This is a genomic window from Acinetobacter lwoffii (assembly GCF_019343495.1).
In the GTDB taxonomy this organism is placed as follows: domain Bacteria; phylum Pseudomonadota; class Gammaproteobacteria; order Pseudomonadales; family Moraxellaceae; genus Acinetobacter; species Acinetobacter lwoffii_P.
In genome coordinates, this window is sequence record NZ_CP072549.1 from 2,865,890 (window position 1) to 2,879,333 (window position 13,444).

The 13,444-nt window shown below is 41.4% G+C and carries 15 protein-coding genes and 1 pseudogene; all 16 read left to right on the forward strand.

Annotated elements, in window-relative coordinates; genetic code table 11:
* Positions 1-143 precede the first annotated feature (143 nt).
* The 16 genes and pseudogenes from J7649_RS13430 to J7649_RS13505 all read left to right on the forward strand — a co-directional run bounded on the left by J7649_RS13430 (position 144) and on the right by J7649_RS13505 (position 13,389).
* On the forward strand, positions 144-1,037 hold the full coding sequence (locus J7649_RS13430) for an AbiTii domain-containing protein (protein ID WP_219308593.1): 894 nt from the start codon (positions 144-146) through the stop codon (positions 1,035-1,037).
* Positions 1,038-1,168: 131 nt separating this feature from the next.
* A complete protein-coding gene (locus J7649_RS13435) occupies positions 1,169-1,312 on the forward strand; it encodes a zinc ribbon-containing protein (RefSeq protein WP_004645925.1) in 144 nt (47 codons plus the stop codon).
* A gap of 307 nt (positions 1,313-1,619) precedes the next feature.
* On the forward strand, positions 1,620-1,961 hold the full coding sequence (locus J7649_RS13440; protein WP_004645924.1) for a hypothetical protein: 342 nt from the start codon (positions 1,620-1,622) through the stop codon (positions 1,959-1,961).
* A 146-nt stretch (positions 1,962-2,107) separates the two neighbouring features.
* A complete protein-coding gene (locus J7649_RS13445) occupies positions 2,108-2,329 on the forward strand; it encodes a hypothetical protein (protein WP_016806680.1) in 222 nt (73 codons plus the stop codon).
* A 113-nt stretch (positions 2,330-2,442) separates the two neighbouring features.
* Positions 2,443-2,706 carry a hypothetical protein gene (locus tag J7649_RS13450; RefSeq protein WP_219308594.1) on the forward strand — a complete coding sequence of 88 codons (264 nt, stop codon included), beginning with the start codon at positions 2,443-2,445 and terminating at the stop codon, positions 2,704-2,706.
* 530 nt (positions 2,707-3,236) lie between these two features.
* A complete protein-coding gene (locus J7649_RS13455; protein WP_044111121.1) occupies positions 3,237-3,485 on the forward strand; it encodes a DUF6868 family protein in 249 nt (82 codons plus the stop codon).
* Between the two features lie 122 nt (positions 3,486-3,607).
* Positions 3,608-4,321: an SIMPL domain-containing protein gene (locus tag J7649_RS13460; protein WP_005104124.1), complete on the forward strand. Its 714-nt coding sequence runs from the start codon at positions 3,608-3,610 to the stop codon at positions 4,319-4,321.
* Positions 4,322-4,405: 84 nt separating this feature from the next.
* Positions 4,406-5,071 carry a pseudouridine synthase gene (locus J7649_RS13465; RefSeq protein ID WP_219308605.1) on the forward strand — a complete coding sequence of 222 codons (666 nt, stop codon included), beginning with the start codon at positions 4,406-4,408 and terminating at the stop codon, positions 5,069-5,071.
* 585 nt (positions 5,072-5,656) lie between these two features.
* Entirely contained in the window at positions 5,657-6,589 is a 933-nt protein-coding gene (locus J7649_RS13470) for an SNIPE associated domain-containing protein (RefSeq protein ID WP_219308607.1), read from the forward strand.
* Positions 6,590-6,850: 261 nt separating this feature from the next.
* A complete protein-coding gene (locus tag J7649_RS13475; RefSeq protein ID WP_004645916.1) occupies positions 6,851-7,240 on the forward strand; it encodes a ribonuclease E inhibitor RraB in 390 nt (129 codons plus the stop codon).
* Positions 7,241-7,490: 250 nt separating this feature from the next.
* Positions 7,491-7,937 carry an SRPBCC domain-containing protein gene (locus tag J7649_RS13480; RefSeq protein WP_004732106.1) on the forward strand — a complete coding sequence of 149 codons (447 nt, stop codon included), beginning with the start codon at positions 7,491-7,493 and terminating at the stop codon, positions 7,935-7,937.
* A 124-nt stretch (positions 7,938-8,061) separates the two neighbouring features.
* On the forward strand, positions 8,062-8,400 hold the full coding sequence (locus J7649_RS13485; protein ID WP_005106163.1) for a zinc ribbon domain-containing protein YjdM: 339 nt from the start codon (positions 8,062-8,064) through the stop codon (positions 8,398-8,400).
* Positions 8,401-8,536: 136 nt separating this feature from the next.
* A pseudogene (locus J7649_RS13490) lies at positions 8,537-8,898 on the forward strand (5-carboxymethyl-2-hydroxymuconate Delta-isomerase).
* 428 nt (positions 8,899-9,326) lie between these two features.
* Positions 9,327-9,767 (forward strand): YybH family protein, encoded by a 441-nt coding sequence (locus J7649_RS13495; protein WP_129717774.1) that lies wholly within the window; start codon positions 9,327-9,329, stop codon positions 9,765-9,767.
* Between the two features lie 121 nt (positions 9,768-9,888).
* A complete protein-coding gene (locus J7649_RS13500) occupies positions 9,889-12,327 on the forward strand; it encodes an AI-2E family transporter (protein WP_219308609.1) in 2,439 nt (812 codons plus the stop codon).
* 3 nt (positions 12,328-12,330) lie between these two features.
* Positions 12,331-13,389, forward strand: a complete 1,059-nt coding sequence (locus J7649_RS13505; RefSeq protein ID WP_219308611.1) for a DUF1176 domain-containing protein — start codon at positions 12,331-12,333, stop codon at positions 13,387-13,389.
* Positions 13,390-13,444: the final 55 nt, after the last annotated feature.

Consider the following 13,444-nt stretch of genomic DNA (forward strand, 5'->3'; position numbering starts at 1 on the left):
CCACCCCAACCCTCCTTTTTAAAAGGAGGGAGTTCTCATGTTTTTGAAAGATAAGAAGCATTGCTTCGCAAGGGTGGATTAAAGTTGTTGATATTGTTTAAAAAAGACCCTACTGTGAAGTGGGGTTTTTATTTGGGGGTAAAATGTCTTTATTACGAGAAATTCAAAATGATGCGGTAAATTCTAATGTTAAAGTTTCTGATTTATTAAGGAAATGTAAAATTCTAGCTTATCGATTAGGAAATGATGATTTTAAAAACTGGGTTGAATCTGAGTTAAATGGGTATTCTCAAACAGAAATATTACCCAACTATAGGGTTTTAAGTGTTAACTCTAAAGGGCATTTTTCTGGTGCTTTTGGAAGTGGATTAAGAAATGCTGATATGCCAATCTTTTGTTTACCATCAGAACTTCAAGAAAACTATTCAATTGCAAAATTTAACAGTCCTATTGCGACATTAGAAAGTTTATCTAGTAGTGATAGTGGGGTTTTAACTCAGGACTGGAATCTAATAATTCTTGCTAAGTATGGTTCAGCTATGTATGAAGGCTATAATTGTATACAAGCTTGGAAGGTCATTCCTGCCTCTGCTGTGATTGGTATGGTTGATACTGTAAAAACAAAAATTTTAAATTTTGCATTGGAAATAGAAATGATTAATAAAGATGCAGGAGATGTAGAAATCAATTCGAATCCAATTCCACAAGATAAAGTAAGCCAGATTTTTAATATTAATATTTCGGGAAATGTGGGAAATTTATCATCAGGGAATAGCAATAGTAATATCCAACAAGAAGTTACTAATACTCAATTACCAGAAGATTTTATAAATTTGATAAGTGATTTAAAACATTCTCAGATTGAGGATGAACTTGCTTTAGAAGTAGAAAAAAGACTTGAACAATTAGGTACTGCAGTGGGAACACATGAATATAAAACTCAGTATAGTGATCTTATAAATTTTGCCTCAAATCATGTGACGGTTTTAGGGTTTCTCGCTCCCTATTTAGTAATGTTAACAAACTTCATAACTTAAAGTAGCAATAATAAATTTGAGCCATATCCTCTTCGCCCAAATGCCATCATCATTTACAAAAATGGACAATAGACATTCATCACTGGAGAGTTATACTAGACAGACCATTTCTAAAACCATGGAGAACAAAGATGGTTACTGCTGGCGAAAAACCCGGAACAGGCTTCTATTTTTGTGTTCAATGCGGACACCGCACCTACTTAGAAATTGGTACTGATCGTTTACCACCGTGTACCAAATGCCAAGGCAATCAATTTAACAATAAGAATGCCTAAGCAAAACAACTCAAACAGTTACCCTCTGTTTTGAACGAAAGCCCTATTACTCGATAGGGCTTTTTGCTGTGGTATCCAAATCTCATACATAGAAATAAAAAATTATTATGAGAAAACAGTTTTATATCGGGAGGAGAATCTTGGTTTAAAGTAAAAAATTATAATAAATTCAAAAAATTATTTGAACTATTGTTATAAAAGGTATAGGTTGTCTGCTTTAAAAATTAGCTAACCACTTAGAATTAAGGTTAGATATTTCCGGGGGGAAACAATGAAAAAATTTACAGCTTTAGTAATAGGAAGTGTGATGTTATTTACTTCAGGCTGTGCGACGATGTTTAATGGTTCAACACAAACTGTGAATATCCGTAGTAACGATGAATTGGCTAAGTTATATGTCAATGAAGAATATATGGGTCAGCGTAATACTGTTTATACTTTCAAAAAGAAAGAAAATTATGTAATTAAAGCAGAGAAGCAAGGCTGCCAAACCAACATCGTTATTCCACAAAAAACTTTTGATCCAACAACCTTATTAGGTGTTTTCTTGGATTGGGGAATTATCTCTATTCTCGTTGTGGATGGTGCTGCTACTGGTGCATGGCAAAAATTCAGCCAGACAAGTTTTGTAGTGGATCCTAATTGTTAAATAGTTCACTCCGATTTAAAAAATATCCCATTAAATAATGGGATATTTTTTTTATAGATTTTATTTTCTTAAAATATTATTGTTTGAAAATTAACCAATAAAACCCCATATAAAACCCTAGATTCATCGTGTTTAGGGCAGCTCAATTGCAATATTATCTTGATCTTAATCATGACTCAGGTGTTGCCAATTACGAGATTGGTAATGAGTTTATTCGGGTTCAATTTAAGAAAACCTCGAAAGTTTATACCTACAGCTATAGCAGTGCCGGCTATCAGCATGTCGAAAACATGAAACAGCTTGCTCAATATGGCGATGGCCTGAATGCCTATATCAATCATCATACCCGACAGCTCTTTGTACGATAAAACTGGTCTGCTTCTTGCTTGAGTGAAAGACCTAGAAGGCAAATATTTTCTAAAGAGTAAATATCTGCCTAGAAATAGTGAAAGTGCATATATTAGAAAGAGGGCTATCACCTATGGATATTCAACAGCACGCACCAGAGTCAGGAAAATTAGATAAAAAAGCCCATTTCTATTCTGCATGGCCACTGATCCTGATTCTTTTTGGGGGCGCGATTGGCTCGGTTTACGCTGTGATCGCTTATTTGCTTAATTTGAAAATTTATAGTTCTGAGTTGACTAGAATTAATAAGGTACTGGCTAATCTTCTGTGCGGGATGTCCGCGATTAGTGCCTGGTGGTTTAGTGCGCAATGGATTCAGGGAACATTCTTTCAATAAAACAGCAATCCTGTCCTGAATATAAATTGCAATAAAGTCTCATTTTGGCGAATAAAAAAGCATAAAAAATTGGAAATGGAATTTATTTCTCTATATGTGGGTTAATAATGAAATAAATTTTCAGATTTAATGCAAATTAAAAAAACATAGGAAATTAATCCCGTCCATCTTTACCTAATATAGCTTTCAAGGGTGTGATGGGATCGGAAAGAGTAGCATGCTGTGAGCGGCGCAAAACGCGAGTGCAGTACGAACCCAAAAGGTCTCGATTCGGCTTAGGACGCTATAGACCAAAAGTTTATAGGCTATAAGATCAGGTCTTACAAAGAATGATAGTTGAAGTAAACCATTGCGAGTTTTCCCAACACCCTAAAAAATTCTCCAGCAATATACGTAGAATTAAAAATTAAAATAAATATAAATCATAAATTTAAGAAAACTATTTATCCAAGCAGGATACAAATCCATCCTTCATTTATCAGCATGATCTGTTATTTTAAAAACATCAGTTGCCCCTTAGGGGAATCCTCATGAATCTCGATATCTGGTGCCGTTTTTTACTGTTTTGCACACTCATTAATTATGTCATTCTCATGATCTGGTTCATGGTCTTTATTTTTGCTCGAAACTGGATGAAGCAGGTGCATGGAAAATGGTTTCGGCTGTCAGATGCCAGTTTTGATGTGATTCATTATTCAGGAATGGCTGTGTATAAAATTGGCATTCTGCTGTTTAACCTGACGCCGTTAATTGCAATCTATCTGATAAATCAAGGTTAAGTACGATGTTGTGATTGAATCTTCGAGTGATAAAAATAAGATTGAATTAGTATCATTTTATCGCTACTTGATAGCGTGGCAGGATCAATAAGAACGAAAAAAGATTTCAAAGGAGTTGAAGGATGAATCAATTCAAACCGGCCCTGATTTTAGGCGCCTTGATCGGCTTGGGAATGATTATTGCAGGATGGATTCTGGGCAATAGCGCGCTGAAAATTAAACAGTATGAACGTATAGTTTCGGTCAAAGGCTTGTCGGAACGCGAAGTCAAAGCCGATGTGGCGGTATGGCCAATCCGCTTTAATGCCGGCAGTCAGGATTTGGCCGAATTGTACGATACCATGCAAACCAATACCCAGGAAATTCAGACCTTCTTAAAAAATGAAGGATTTAGCACGGAAGAAATTACCAGTGCTTCACCGAGTATCACCGATAAATACGCGCAGCAATATGGCGGGGATGCCAATGTCGCGCTACGTTACACCGCCAGCCAGACCATTACAGTCTATACCCATAAAATAGATGCAGTGCGTGCGGCACAAAGTCGTCTGGTGGCTTTGGGTCGAAAAGGCATTGCCTTTGCCGGAGATGATTCTGGACAAAGAACGGAATATTTATTTACCAAGCTGAATGACATCAAGCCTGCGATGATTGAACAGGCCACCGAAAATGCGCGCAGTGTAGCGGAAAAATTTGCTGCAGATTCAAAAAGCAGTCTGGGCAAAATCAAGTCCGCCAATCAGGGGCTGTTTAGTATTGAAGATCGCGACAGCAATACGCCGTATTTGAAAAAAGTACGCGTGGTCTCGACGGTCGATTATTATCTGGCAGATTAAGCTGAGCTGGTCAAGCACGGTAATTGACAGCCTAGAAGCCGCTTGTTATTTTGCGCGCATTATTCCAGATGCTGTACCCTTAAAATGCCCATCAACAATGACTTTGTCTATTGTCCACCGCAAGAACCGCTGCATATCGTTTATGAAGATGATGATCTGGTGGTGATTGAAAAGCCGGCCGGATTATTGTCGGTTCCGGGGCGTTTACCTGAACATCACGACAGTGCCTATTTGCGGGTACTGGACCAGTATCCGCAGGCCAAAATTACCCATCGTCTGGATATGGCCACCTCCGGTATTTTGATGTTTGCCAAACACCGCGATGCAGAAGTGGCGGTGAGTAAAATGTTTCAGGCACGCACGGTACTTAAAAATTATGTCGCGCTGGTACAAGGCAAACTCGAAGGTGAGGGCAGCGTCGAAGTGCCTTTGATTACCGACTGGGAAAACCGTCCGCGTCAGATTGTGCATTTTGAACTGGGCAAGGCTGCCAAAACCCTGTATCAGGCATTAGAATATCTACCTCAGCAAGACATTAGTCGGGTGTTACTGACCCCCATTACCGGCCGTTCCCACCAGCTTCGCGTCCATATGCTGCATATTGGTCATCCCATTACTGGCGACAAAATTTATCATCCTGAACCCCAGCGCAGTCCTTTAAATCGTATGGCCTTGCATGCCAGTTATTTGGCTTTTACCCAGCCTTTGAGTGGTGTTGCGGTCGAAATTAAGGCAGCCATACCATTCTAATTTGATTCTGCTTGATAATCAGAGCCAACCGGACACATGCTTTTTAAGCTCATAAATATGATGAGGATCAAGCTCTTAAACTGGGCAACCCGAATAAAAAAGTGTGAGAATTTATTTCGATAGCAGCTTGGAAATGAGTGGCTTTACAAGCATGTTCAAATGAAATTTTCTACTGATCCATTGCCTGATCGGCTGTCACTACCGAATATAAATTTTAATGTTCGGTTTATCTCTTGATGATGAGCTTAGAGAATTTTTATTCTTTTATCTCTCGCTATAGGCCTGATATCTTTATTTTTCAGGTTTTTTAATTTTGCTTTTATTATTTTTAAACTTTTAAATTATATCTTTTGATATAAAAAATATCGTAAGTTGTTTCAGAATGGATTTGACTTGAGCCGGAAAGCAGTCAGTCATACATGACTTGTACATAAATATTTTGTAGAAAAATAAAATGAATGAATGACTTAGTGGTGATCAACGGCTTTGCTTATCTGTCCGAAGTGATGCAAAATTAATCATGAGTTTATAATAAATTTTTAATTTGATGGTTTAGGGCGCTGCCCGGGGTTAAAGGAAAGAACGATGCTCAGTATGGCTCTCTTCGTTCTCGCGAGTATTTTAATATGTGCATTGCTATGGAGCTTGAAGGTACAGGCCTCATTACGCAGCAATATCCAGTTTTTACAGGAAAACCTGGATCATTCCCGCAGCAAATTGGCAGATTATGAAACTCAAGTCGATGAATTGAATTATGAAATCACCCAATTGCGGCTACAGAATGGCAGTTTAAACATTGCGCTGAATAAATATAAAAAATATCAGGATATCTGGGATATCGAGCAATATATTATTAACCGGACTTTGCAGGCCGAAAACTTTGTTGAAGCGACCAAGCTGGATGCTTCGATCATGATCGATGATCTCAAAGCCTATATCACAAGAGTAAAAGATTATCTTGCCCAGTTTCAGGCGCAGGCCGTGGCCGAGGTTGAGCAGGAGGCCCGACAAAGTTTGCACGGTTATTATGAACAGGCCAAACAACAGCATCGCTTGCAAGAGGTATTGAGTGCTTTAGAGCATAAAATACAGGCCAAGCGCTTCGGTTTGCAACTTCCCGCAACACAGGTTTTACAGCAGCTGATTGACGGTTATAGTGAAACGGATGCGGTTCGGCATTTATGCAATGTCCGTGACAGAATTCAGCAGGCTGTAGAAAAACAGCAGGTGGCGAGCTGTAATTATGTCGACGACAATCGCCGTCGAAGTACTATTGAAATCCTTAGTCTGGCTTTCAACTGTAAGGCAGATTTATATCTCACTCAATTAAGCACAGAAAATCTGGGCGAGATGCTGCAAGCCTTAAAGGATGATTATGTCTTGCTGAATTATACCGGGCAGGCACTGAGTCAGGCGATGATTCAAGAATCCTATCTTGATCTGCGTTTAGAGGAGCTCAAGTTCGCTGCACTGCTTTTGCAACTGAAACAGGATCATCCGCATTCACACATCGCGTAGATCATGACATTCATAGGTCTAGAAGATTTTTACCAGAGTATTCTGAATGCCATAAGTTGGTTTAAATCCTGATATTTTTCAGGATTTTTGGTCTTAAGGAATCTTGAATATATTGATCCCCTTACTTATTTTTATATTTATAAAAATCATATGTTTATTTATGGTTAAAAGATAATATTTTTTGTCTGTATCTCGATAATTGTACAAAAATCAGCTAATCTTAAATGCAGAATAAAACAGCATCATAATAAGGATACTTCTATGTCACGTGATTACAATCAATTCCCTGACGATGAAAATGGCAATGTACTGTGGCAAATGCATCAGGATGGCGACGACTTGCAAGAAGCGCACGAAATTGAATTTTCGATTGCCTTTGCGGATGAAGCGCAGGCAGATCGTTGTGCCTTGCATCTATTAAAAGAAGAGCAAAAAATTAGCCTGTTTCAGGACGAAGATAGCGATACCTTGGAATGGATCATCACGATTTATGTATATATGGAGCCTGCCTACGAAGATATCGTGGATCTGGAACAATGGTTCAGCAAAATCGCTGCACAATTTCAGGGTGAATATGATGGTTGGGGCTGTATGGCCTATGTCTATGATGATGAGCTGGATGACGAAGAGAGCAGCCTGCGTAGTAGCTGAGCATGCTTGTATTTAAATGATTTAAAGTAAGAAACCCGGTGCTGCCGGGTTTTTTTTATTACTCTTTAATTGCTATACGAAGGTTTGAGCTTGAGTATAGATACATACTCATTATATATAGCCAGCTCAAAACTGGATAAAATAACTCAAATGAGTACTTAACTCAGGCTGATGATGCTGAGGATTTAGTCACAACAAATGCAGGGAATATCCCGCAATAAAAAATAATAAGAACAAAGGACAAGAAAAAATGAGTTACACCTTAAAAATGCATCGTGTGTTTAGTGCACCACCGGAGCGGGTGTATCGTGCCTTTGTGCATCCGGATGCACTGGCCAAATGGCTGGCACCACATGGCTTTATTGCCAAAGTAGAACATGCGGAAGTCAAACCCGGCGGCAGCTATAAAACGACCTTTACCAATTTTTCTACCGGAACCCAGCATCATTTTCATGGCATTTATCATGAGGTCATTCCCAATCAGCTGCTGCGCTATACCGATCAGTTTTCTACCCCCGACTTGCAGGGTGAAATAGAGGTGACGATCATCTTTGAAAAAGTGTCAATCGGTACCGGTTTGCATATTATTCAGGTAGGTTATCCGGATGTGGTGCCGCCGGCGGTGTGTCATTTGAGCTGGCAGGAATCACTGCAACTCCTGTCTTTGCTGGTTAATCCGCAGATTTCAGACAATTAATTCCTTGGATCTCCTGTGTTGGTTTCATCCCAATGTCCTCTCCATCAGCGCGCCTGACAAAGATGCTATACTGTGCGCTTATTTGTTTCATTTATTTTATTTTTCTCTTTTTTTCGAGGTTCTTATGGGTCTGCCAAACTGTCTAAAATGTCAATCTGAATATACCTATGCAGATGGCGATCTACTGATCTGTCCAGAATGCGCACACGAGTGGAAAGAAGGTGAAATCACTGAAGAGCAAGTGATCATTAAGGATGCCAATGGCAATGTGCTGGCGGACGGTGATAGCGTAACGGTGATTAAAGACCTGAAAATCAAAGGTTCATCTTCAGTGGTGAAAGTGGGCACCAAAGTCAAAAGTATCCGCTTGCTGCCTGATGCTGCCGATGGGCATGATATCGATTGTAAAATCGAGGGAATCGGCCCGATGAAACTGAAATCAGAATATGTAAAGAAAGCTTAAATTTAGCCCTAGACTAAAATTCTGACGAGAGAATAATACGGTTGATTAATCGTATTATTCTCATTATTGCTGAAATTCTGGGCAGATTATTTTCCTGTCGCCCTGATCCTCACGTTTTCGATCCAAGCTCCTTTTAATGCCGCACCTGCATCTGGAATATTCTGACAATCTGCAACACATCGAGATCAAACCTTTATTGGTCGCGATCCATCAGGCACTTTTTAAAGCCGGCCATGTCACCGATTCCAATGATTTGAAAAGCCGTGCGATTATGCAGCAGGATTATGTGATTGGACTGAATCTTGTTACAGATCAGGCCTATGTACATGCAAAAGTTTACTGTTGAGCGGGTGCAGTGTCGAAGGTCGTCAGGCAATTTCCGAATTGGTGCTCGACGTCATGCAGCAATATATTGCGCCACAGCCTGAATTAAAAATACAGCTTTGTGTCGAAATCATTGAAATGCCAAAGCAGACCTATAGTAAAGCCATTATCTGAATGATGGCTTTTATCTGTTGATATGGCATGGATCAAATGCCTTAAAACTTTATTAATGCCATACGAAATTTATAAACAGATCGACTTGGTCTGTAACAGCCCGCTATCTTATTCAGATCTAAAATTATTTCTATTTTTAAATGACGCTTTATGTCATTTACAGGCATGCAATAAAAGTTCTAAAGTAACTTTTAATCGCTGCTGATTTTTGAATCATCCAATCTAGAAACAGCATATTTATCCTGATTGAAATAAAAATAATTTAAAAAATAATCTTCAGGTGGGCTGTATCCAATCAGGCAGTGGGGAGAGCAAAGCGAGAATAACGCTTTAGCATAGGCAAAATAATAAGAACAAAAGATCAGAAATCGGGTGAGTTGATTGAATCCCAGATTTCAGGTCTGACTTGTCCGATTGAGGAAAATTTAATGCAGATTTTTGGGGATGAACAATTGGTTCGGGAAGTCATGGCATTTCTTCGAGAGTGGGACAATGCCATAGCCAGACTCGAAATTCAGGATATTGTTCAATTGTGCCGACCGGAAATCCGTTTGGTCGATGTCAGTATGGAAGTGAAAGGTGTCGAAGCCTATCAGGCTCTCTGGCAACAATATCGGCACTTTATGCCCGAAGGAATACGTGTAGAGCGGCAGAATATGAACATTCATGTCACTTCTGATCTGGCTGTAGTCGATGGTTATGTCCGGGTGAATTATGCGGTGATTGAACCGATTTTCCAGTTGGGCTGGTGTCGGGTCAGCATGTGCCTGAGCAAGCAGCAGGGCAAATGGCAATTGCTGCATCAACATACTTCAGTTCCTGTGCAACTCGAAACCCGGAAAATGCGCCGGATCAAAAGCGTGAGTTAATCCACTCATCTGAAAAGATTTAAGTGAAATATCTTTGCAAATGATTACAGGAATACCTTTGTAACAAAAATATAGAAAGTCCTAAATTATGTTGAAGGAATAATATTTTAGGACTTTTCAGGTGGATAACAACAAGAACAGTCAAGTAAAACCAAGACAGGCCAACCTGCAACAACAGACTGAAGTATTGATGCCAGATCAGTCCGAGCGGCAGCGCACCCAACATGCACTCAGAATGATGGCAGGCTTTGTAATTGCTGCTGTAGTCATGACGGCGTTGTATTTTGGCCGGGATATTTTTATTCCGCTGGCTTTGGCCATTCTGCTGGCATTTTTACTTTCTCCTCTGGTTTCCCGTTTAAAGCGCTGGGGCTGTCCCCAATGGGCGGCGATTGGCCTGGTCATGTGCTTGACCTTGTCATTTCTGGGCGGCACAGCGACTTATCTGGGGGTGCAGCTTGGCAAGCTGAGTCAGGAACTGCCGCAATATCAGGACACCATCCAGCAAAAACTGAAAATGCTCGAAAATTATCGTCAGGGACCGAGTATGTGGGACGGTGCGATCCAGACCTTTGACACGGTAGAAAATTCGATAGACACCCAAGAACAGGAAACAGAAGACCCGAATGTGCAGAATGTCAAAGTCGTGGGCCTAGAGCCAACGAGTGAAGAGGCTGCGCTGGACTGGTTGAATAAAATCCTGAATCCGTTGGCGATTATCGGGATTGTGTTCCTGTTTATGGTATTGATTTTATTCAATGGTAAAGACCTGCATGACCGCTTTCTGAAACTCTTGGGTGGTAATCTGAATATCGGCACCGATGCGCTGGATGATGCCGGCAAGAGTATCGGAACCTATTTGCGCATGCAGCTGCTGGTCAATGTCACTTATGGTATTCCCATGGCGATTGGGCTGTTATTGATTGGCGTGCCAGCAGCGATCATGTGGGGGCTGGTCGCGGTGGTTATGCGTTTTGTACCCTATGTTGGCCCGATCGTTTCAGCTATTTTCCCGATTACACTGGCTTTCGCCGTTGATCCGGGCTGGGACATGGTGCTCTGGACTGTGGCCTTGATACTGGTGCTGGAACTCATCAGCAATAACGTGATTGAACCGTGGCTCTATGGGGAAAGTACCGGTCTGTCTACTTTGGCAATTATTCTGGCTGCTACGTTCTGGACCACCCTCTGGGGACCGGTAGGGCTGATCTTGTCGACGCCTTTGACTGCCTGCCTGCTGGTTTTGTCCAATTATGTACCGGCACTGGGTTTTGTCAAAACCTTACTTGGCAGTACGCCAGTATTGTCACCCTCCGAACGCTTTTACCAACGACTGGTGGCTGATGAAGTCAATGATGCAATGCAGGTAGCCAATGATTACATCTGTTCGCAATTACCGAAAAAGCCCAGTGCAGAGGAGGTGGCCCGTCGGGTACAAATGTTCTATGGCGAAGTGGCCATTCCAGCCATTCGGATTTATTCTCAAGGACATGATACCGATGTCACTGCCGAACACCGGTTGCGTCTTTATCAGGGCTTGCAGTTCTTTAATCATGCGTTTCAAAAAGCCTATCCAAGTAAATTAAGTGCTGAGCAGCCCGAAGTTTATTGTGTCGGTGCGCGTTGGGAAATTGACACCCAGATTTCTGCCATGGTGGCACACGCGCTGAATCTCAAAAATATTGCTGCCCGAAATGATCCGGATGTGCTGATTCAATCGAGTGAATCAGGAAAGGGTATTGTACTGCCAGCTTCGATCAAGATTTTATGTGTGTCGATTTTTCATCATGCGCCTGCAGCACAGATTCGGTTGCTGAAATATAGACTGGCGCAGCAATATCCTGAGATGAAAATCATTTTTGCGACTTGGAGCATGAGGCAGCTGGAGCTTCTGGATGAACTGCAACAACGTTTTGAGCTGGAGGCACTGGTCAATAATGTCGATGATCTGATTCTGACTATCGAAACTTATACCTTGAATGAAGGCGAAAGCTGGTTTGAGAATCTGGAGATCAAGAATGAAAAAGAACGGCAGCAGGCTTTAAATGAATTGGGGTTATTGGATCATCGTCATCAGACCCTTTATAAACAATATATTGAAGAAGCTCGTCAAGCCTTTGACGTTGATTACGCACAAATTTCTTGGCTGAATCAGCACGAAATGTATATTCCAGTCAGTCCTTTTACCCAAGAACCTATTGCAACCCGGCAAATGTGCAAGGATTCAGTTTGCACCCATCTGCTTTATCAGAATGAGCCTTTGGTGATTGAAGACTTGCAGCGTGACCCGCGCTTTCCGCATCTGTCAGAGTTAAGACAGCATCATATCCGTTTCTATGCCGGTGTGCCCTTAAAAGATAAAAATGGAATTGCGCTGGGGAGTCTGTGTCTGCTGGATAAACAACCGAGACAGATGCAGGCCGAAGATATGATTCTGCTTAAGGCTTTGGCACAGGATTTAATGGCGACTTTGAGCAATGAGCGCAAGAAAAAAGATAAACAGAAGCAGATTGAGCAGATGCAGCCTGCTACCTCGGCAAGCGTTTTAAATAAGGACTAAACGATGAAACAAAAATGGATCTACAGCATCAAAACCATGAGTGTCACATTTGGTCTAGCCAGTATCAGCTCATTAAGTCTGGCGGCCATTCAGGGCCTGCATTTTTCACATAAAGACTGGGAAATTGCCTGTGATAATACCGGCACCTGCCGCGCTGCCGGTTATCAATCGGATCAAGATATCGATCAGCCGGTTTCGGTGCTACTTGAGCGTGCTGCTGGGATAAACAGTAGCATCAAAGCTCAGGTCCAGATTTTACCCTTAGCTGCTGCCACACCGACCAGACAGCTTCAGCTGCAAATTGCCAGCACACCTTATGGCGTGATTGGTCTGAATAGGGAGGGAATAGGGCAACTCAATAGCAGTCAAACGCGTGCCTTGCTGAAAGCGGTGCAGGGAACGAGTCCAGTGATATTTAAAAATGCGCAATCACGCTGGAACCTGTCGACCGCCGGCGCCAGTGCCGTTTTACTCAAGATGGATGAATTTCAGCGTCGACTTTCTACGCCCTCAGCCTTGATCAGTCCGGGGATAAAATCCAATCAGGCGGTGCTTAAAGCCGCAGGGATACCGAAAATTCAGATACCAAAATATCAGTCAGGCAAAGTCACTCAAGCAAAACTGAATACGGCAACAAGTCAGCAGATGATTCGAAAACTGCAAGCCACCACCAAGGAAGATCAATGTGATTTGCTGTTTAGCCAGCGTTTTCTGGATGATGATGTTATGACCATTTATCCCATTAATGCCCAGAATCAACTGATTCAGATTCCATGCTGGCGTGGGGCTTATAATATGGGTAGTGGCTTCTGGCTGATGGATCGAAACAAGCAATTTAAACAGTTGGTGACGACCTCGGGAGAAACATTTAACCAAGGCCAGATATTTTCCGGGCATAAAGTGCGTGGTTTGGGCGATTGTCTGAGTCAGAACGAATGGGCCTGGAATGGCAAGAAATTTGTCAAAAGCTTCAGTGGTCTGACCGTACAATGCAAAGGCTTCGCCGGTGGTGCTTGGAATTTACCGACCTATGTAAGCAAAATCATTTATCAGGCCAAATAGTATTGTTTAAAAAATAGCAGTGATAAAAAAGCCTGAATGACTCAGGCTTTTTTAG

Excerpts from the sequence above, each read along its gene's own strand:
- J7649_RS13430 (WP_219308593.1), top strand. The coding sequence starts at position 144 with ATGTCTTTATTACGAGAAATTCAAAATGATGCGGTAAATTCTAATGTT.
- J7649_RS13435 (WP_004645925.1), top strand. The coding sequence starts at position 1,169 with ATGGTTACTGCTGGCGAAAAACCCGGAACAGGCTTCTATTTTTGTGTT.
- J7649_RS13440 (WP_004645924.1), top strand. The coding sequence starts at position 1,620 with ATGTTATTTACTTCAGGCTGTGCGACGATGTTTAATGGTTCAACACAA.
- J7649_RS13450 (WP_219308594.1), top strand. The coding sequence starts at position 2,443 with ATGGATATTCAACAGCACGCACCAGAGTCAGGAAAATTAGATAAAAAA.
- J7649_RS13455 (WP_044111121.1), top strand. The coding sequence starts at position 3,237 with ATGAATCTCGATATCTGGTGCCGTTTTTTACTGTTTTGCACACTCATT.
- J7649_RS13460 (WP_005104124.1), top strand. The coding sequence starts at position 3,608 with ATGAATCAATTCAAACCGGCCCTGATTTTAGGCGCCTTGATCGGCTTG.
- J7649_RS13465 (WP_219308605.1), top strand. The coding sequence starts at position 4,406 with ATGCCCATCAACAATGACTTTGTCTATTGTCCACCGCAAGAACCGCTG.
- J7649_RS13470 (WP_219308607.1), top strand. The coding sequence starts at position 5,657 with ATGCTCAGTATGGCTCTCTTCGTTCTCGCGAGTATTTTAATATGTGCA.
- J7649_RS13475 (WP_004645916.1), top strand. The coding sequence starts at position 6,851 with ATGTCACGTGATTACAATCAATTCCCTGACGATGAAAATGGCAATGTA.
- J7649_RS13480 (WP_004732106.1), top strand. The coding sequence starts at position 7,491 with ATGAGTTACACCTTAAAAATGCATCGTGTGTTTAGTGCACCACCGGAG.
- J7649_RS13485 (WP_005106163.1), top strand. The coding sequence starts at position 8,062 with ATGGGTCTGCCAAACTGTCTAAAATGTCAATCTGAATATACCTATGCA.
- J7649_RS13495 (WP_129717774.1), top strand. The coding sequence starts at position 9,327 with ATGCAGATTTTTGGGGATGAACAATTGGTTCGGGAAGTCATGGCATTT.
- J7649_RS13505 (WP_219308611.1), top strand. The coding sequence starts at position 12,331 with ATGAAACAAAAATGGATCTACAGCATCAAAACCATGAGTGTCACATTT.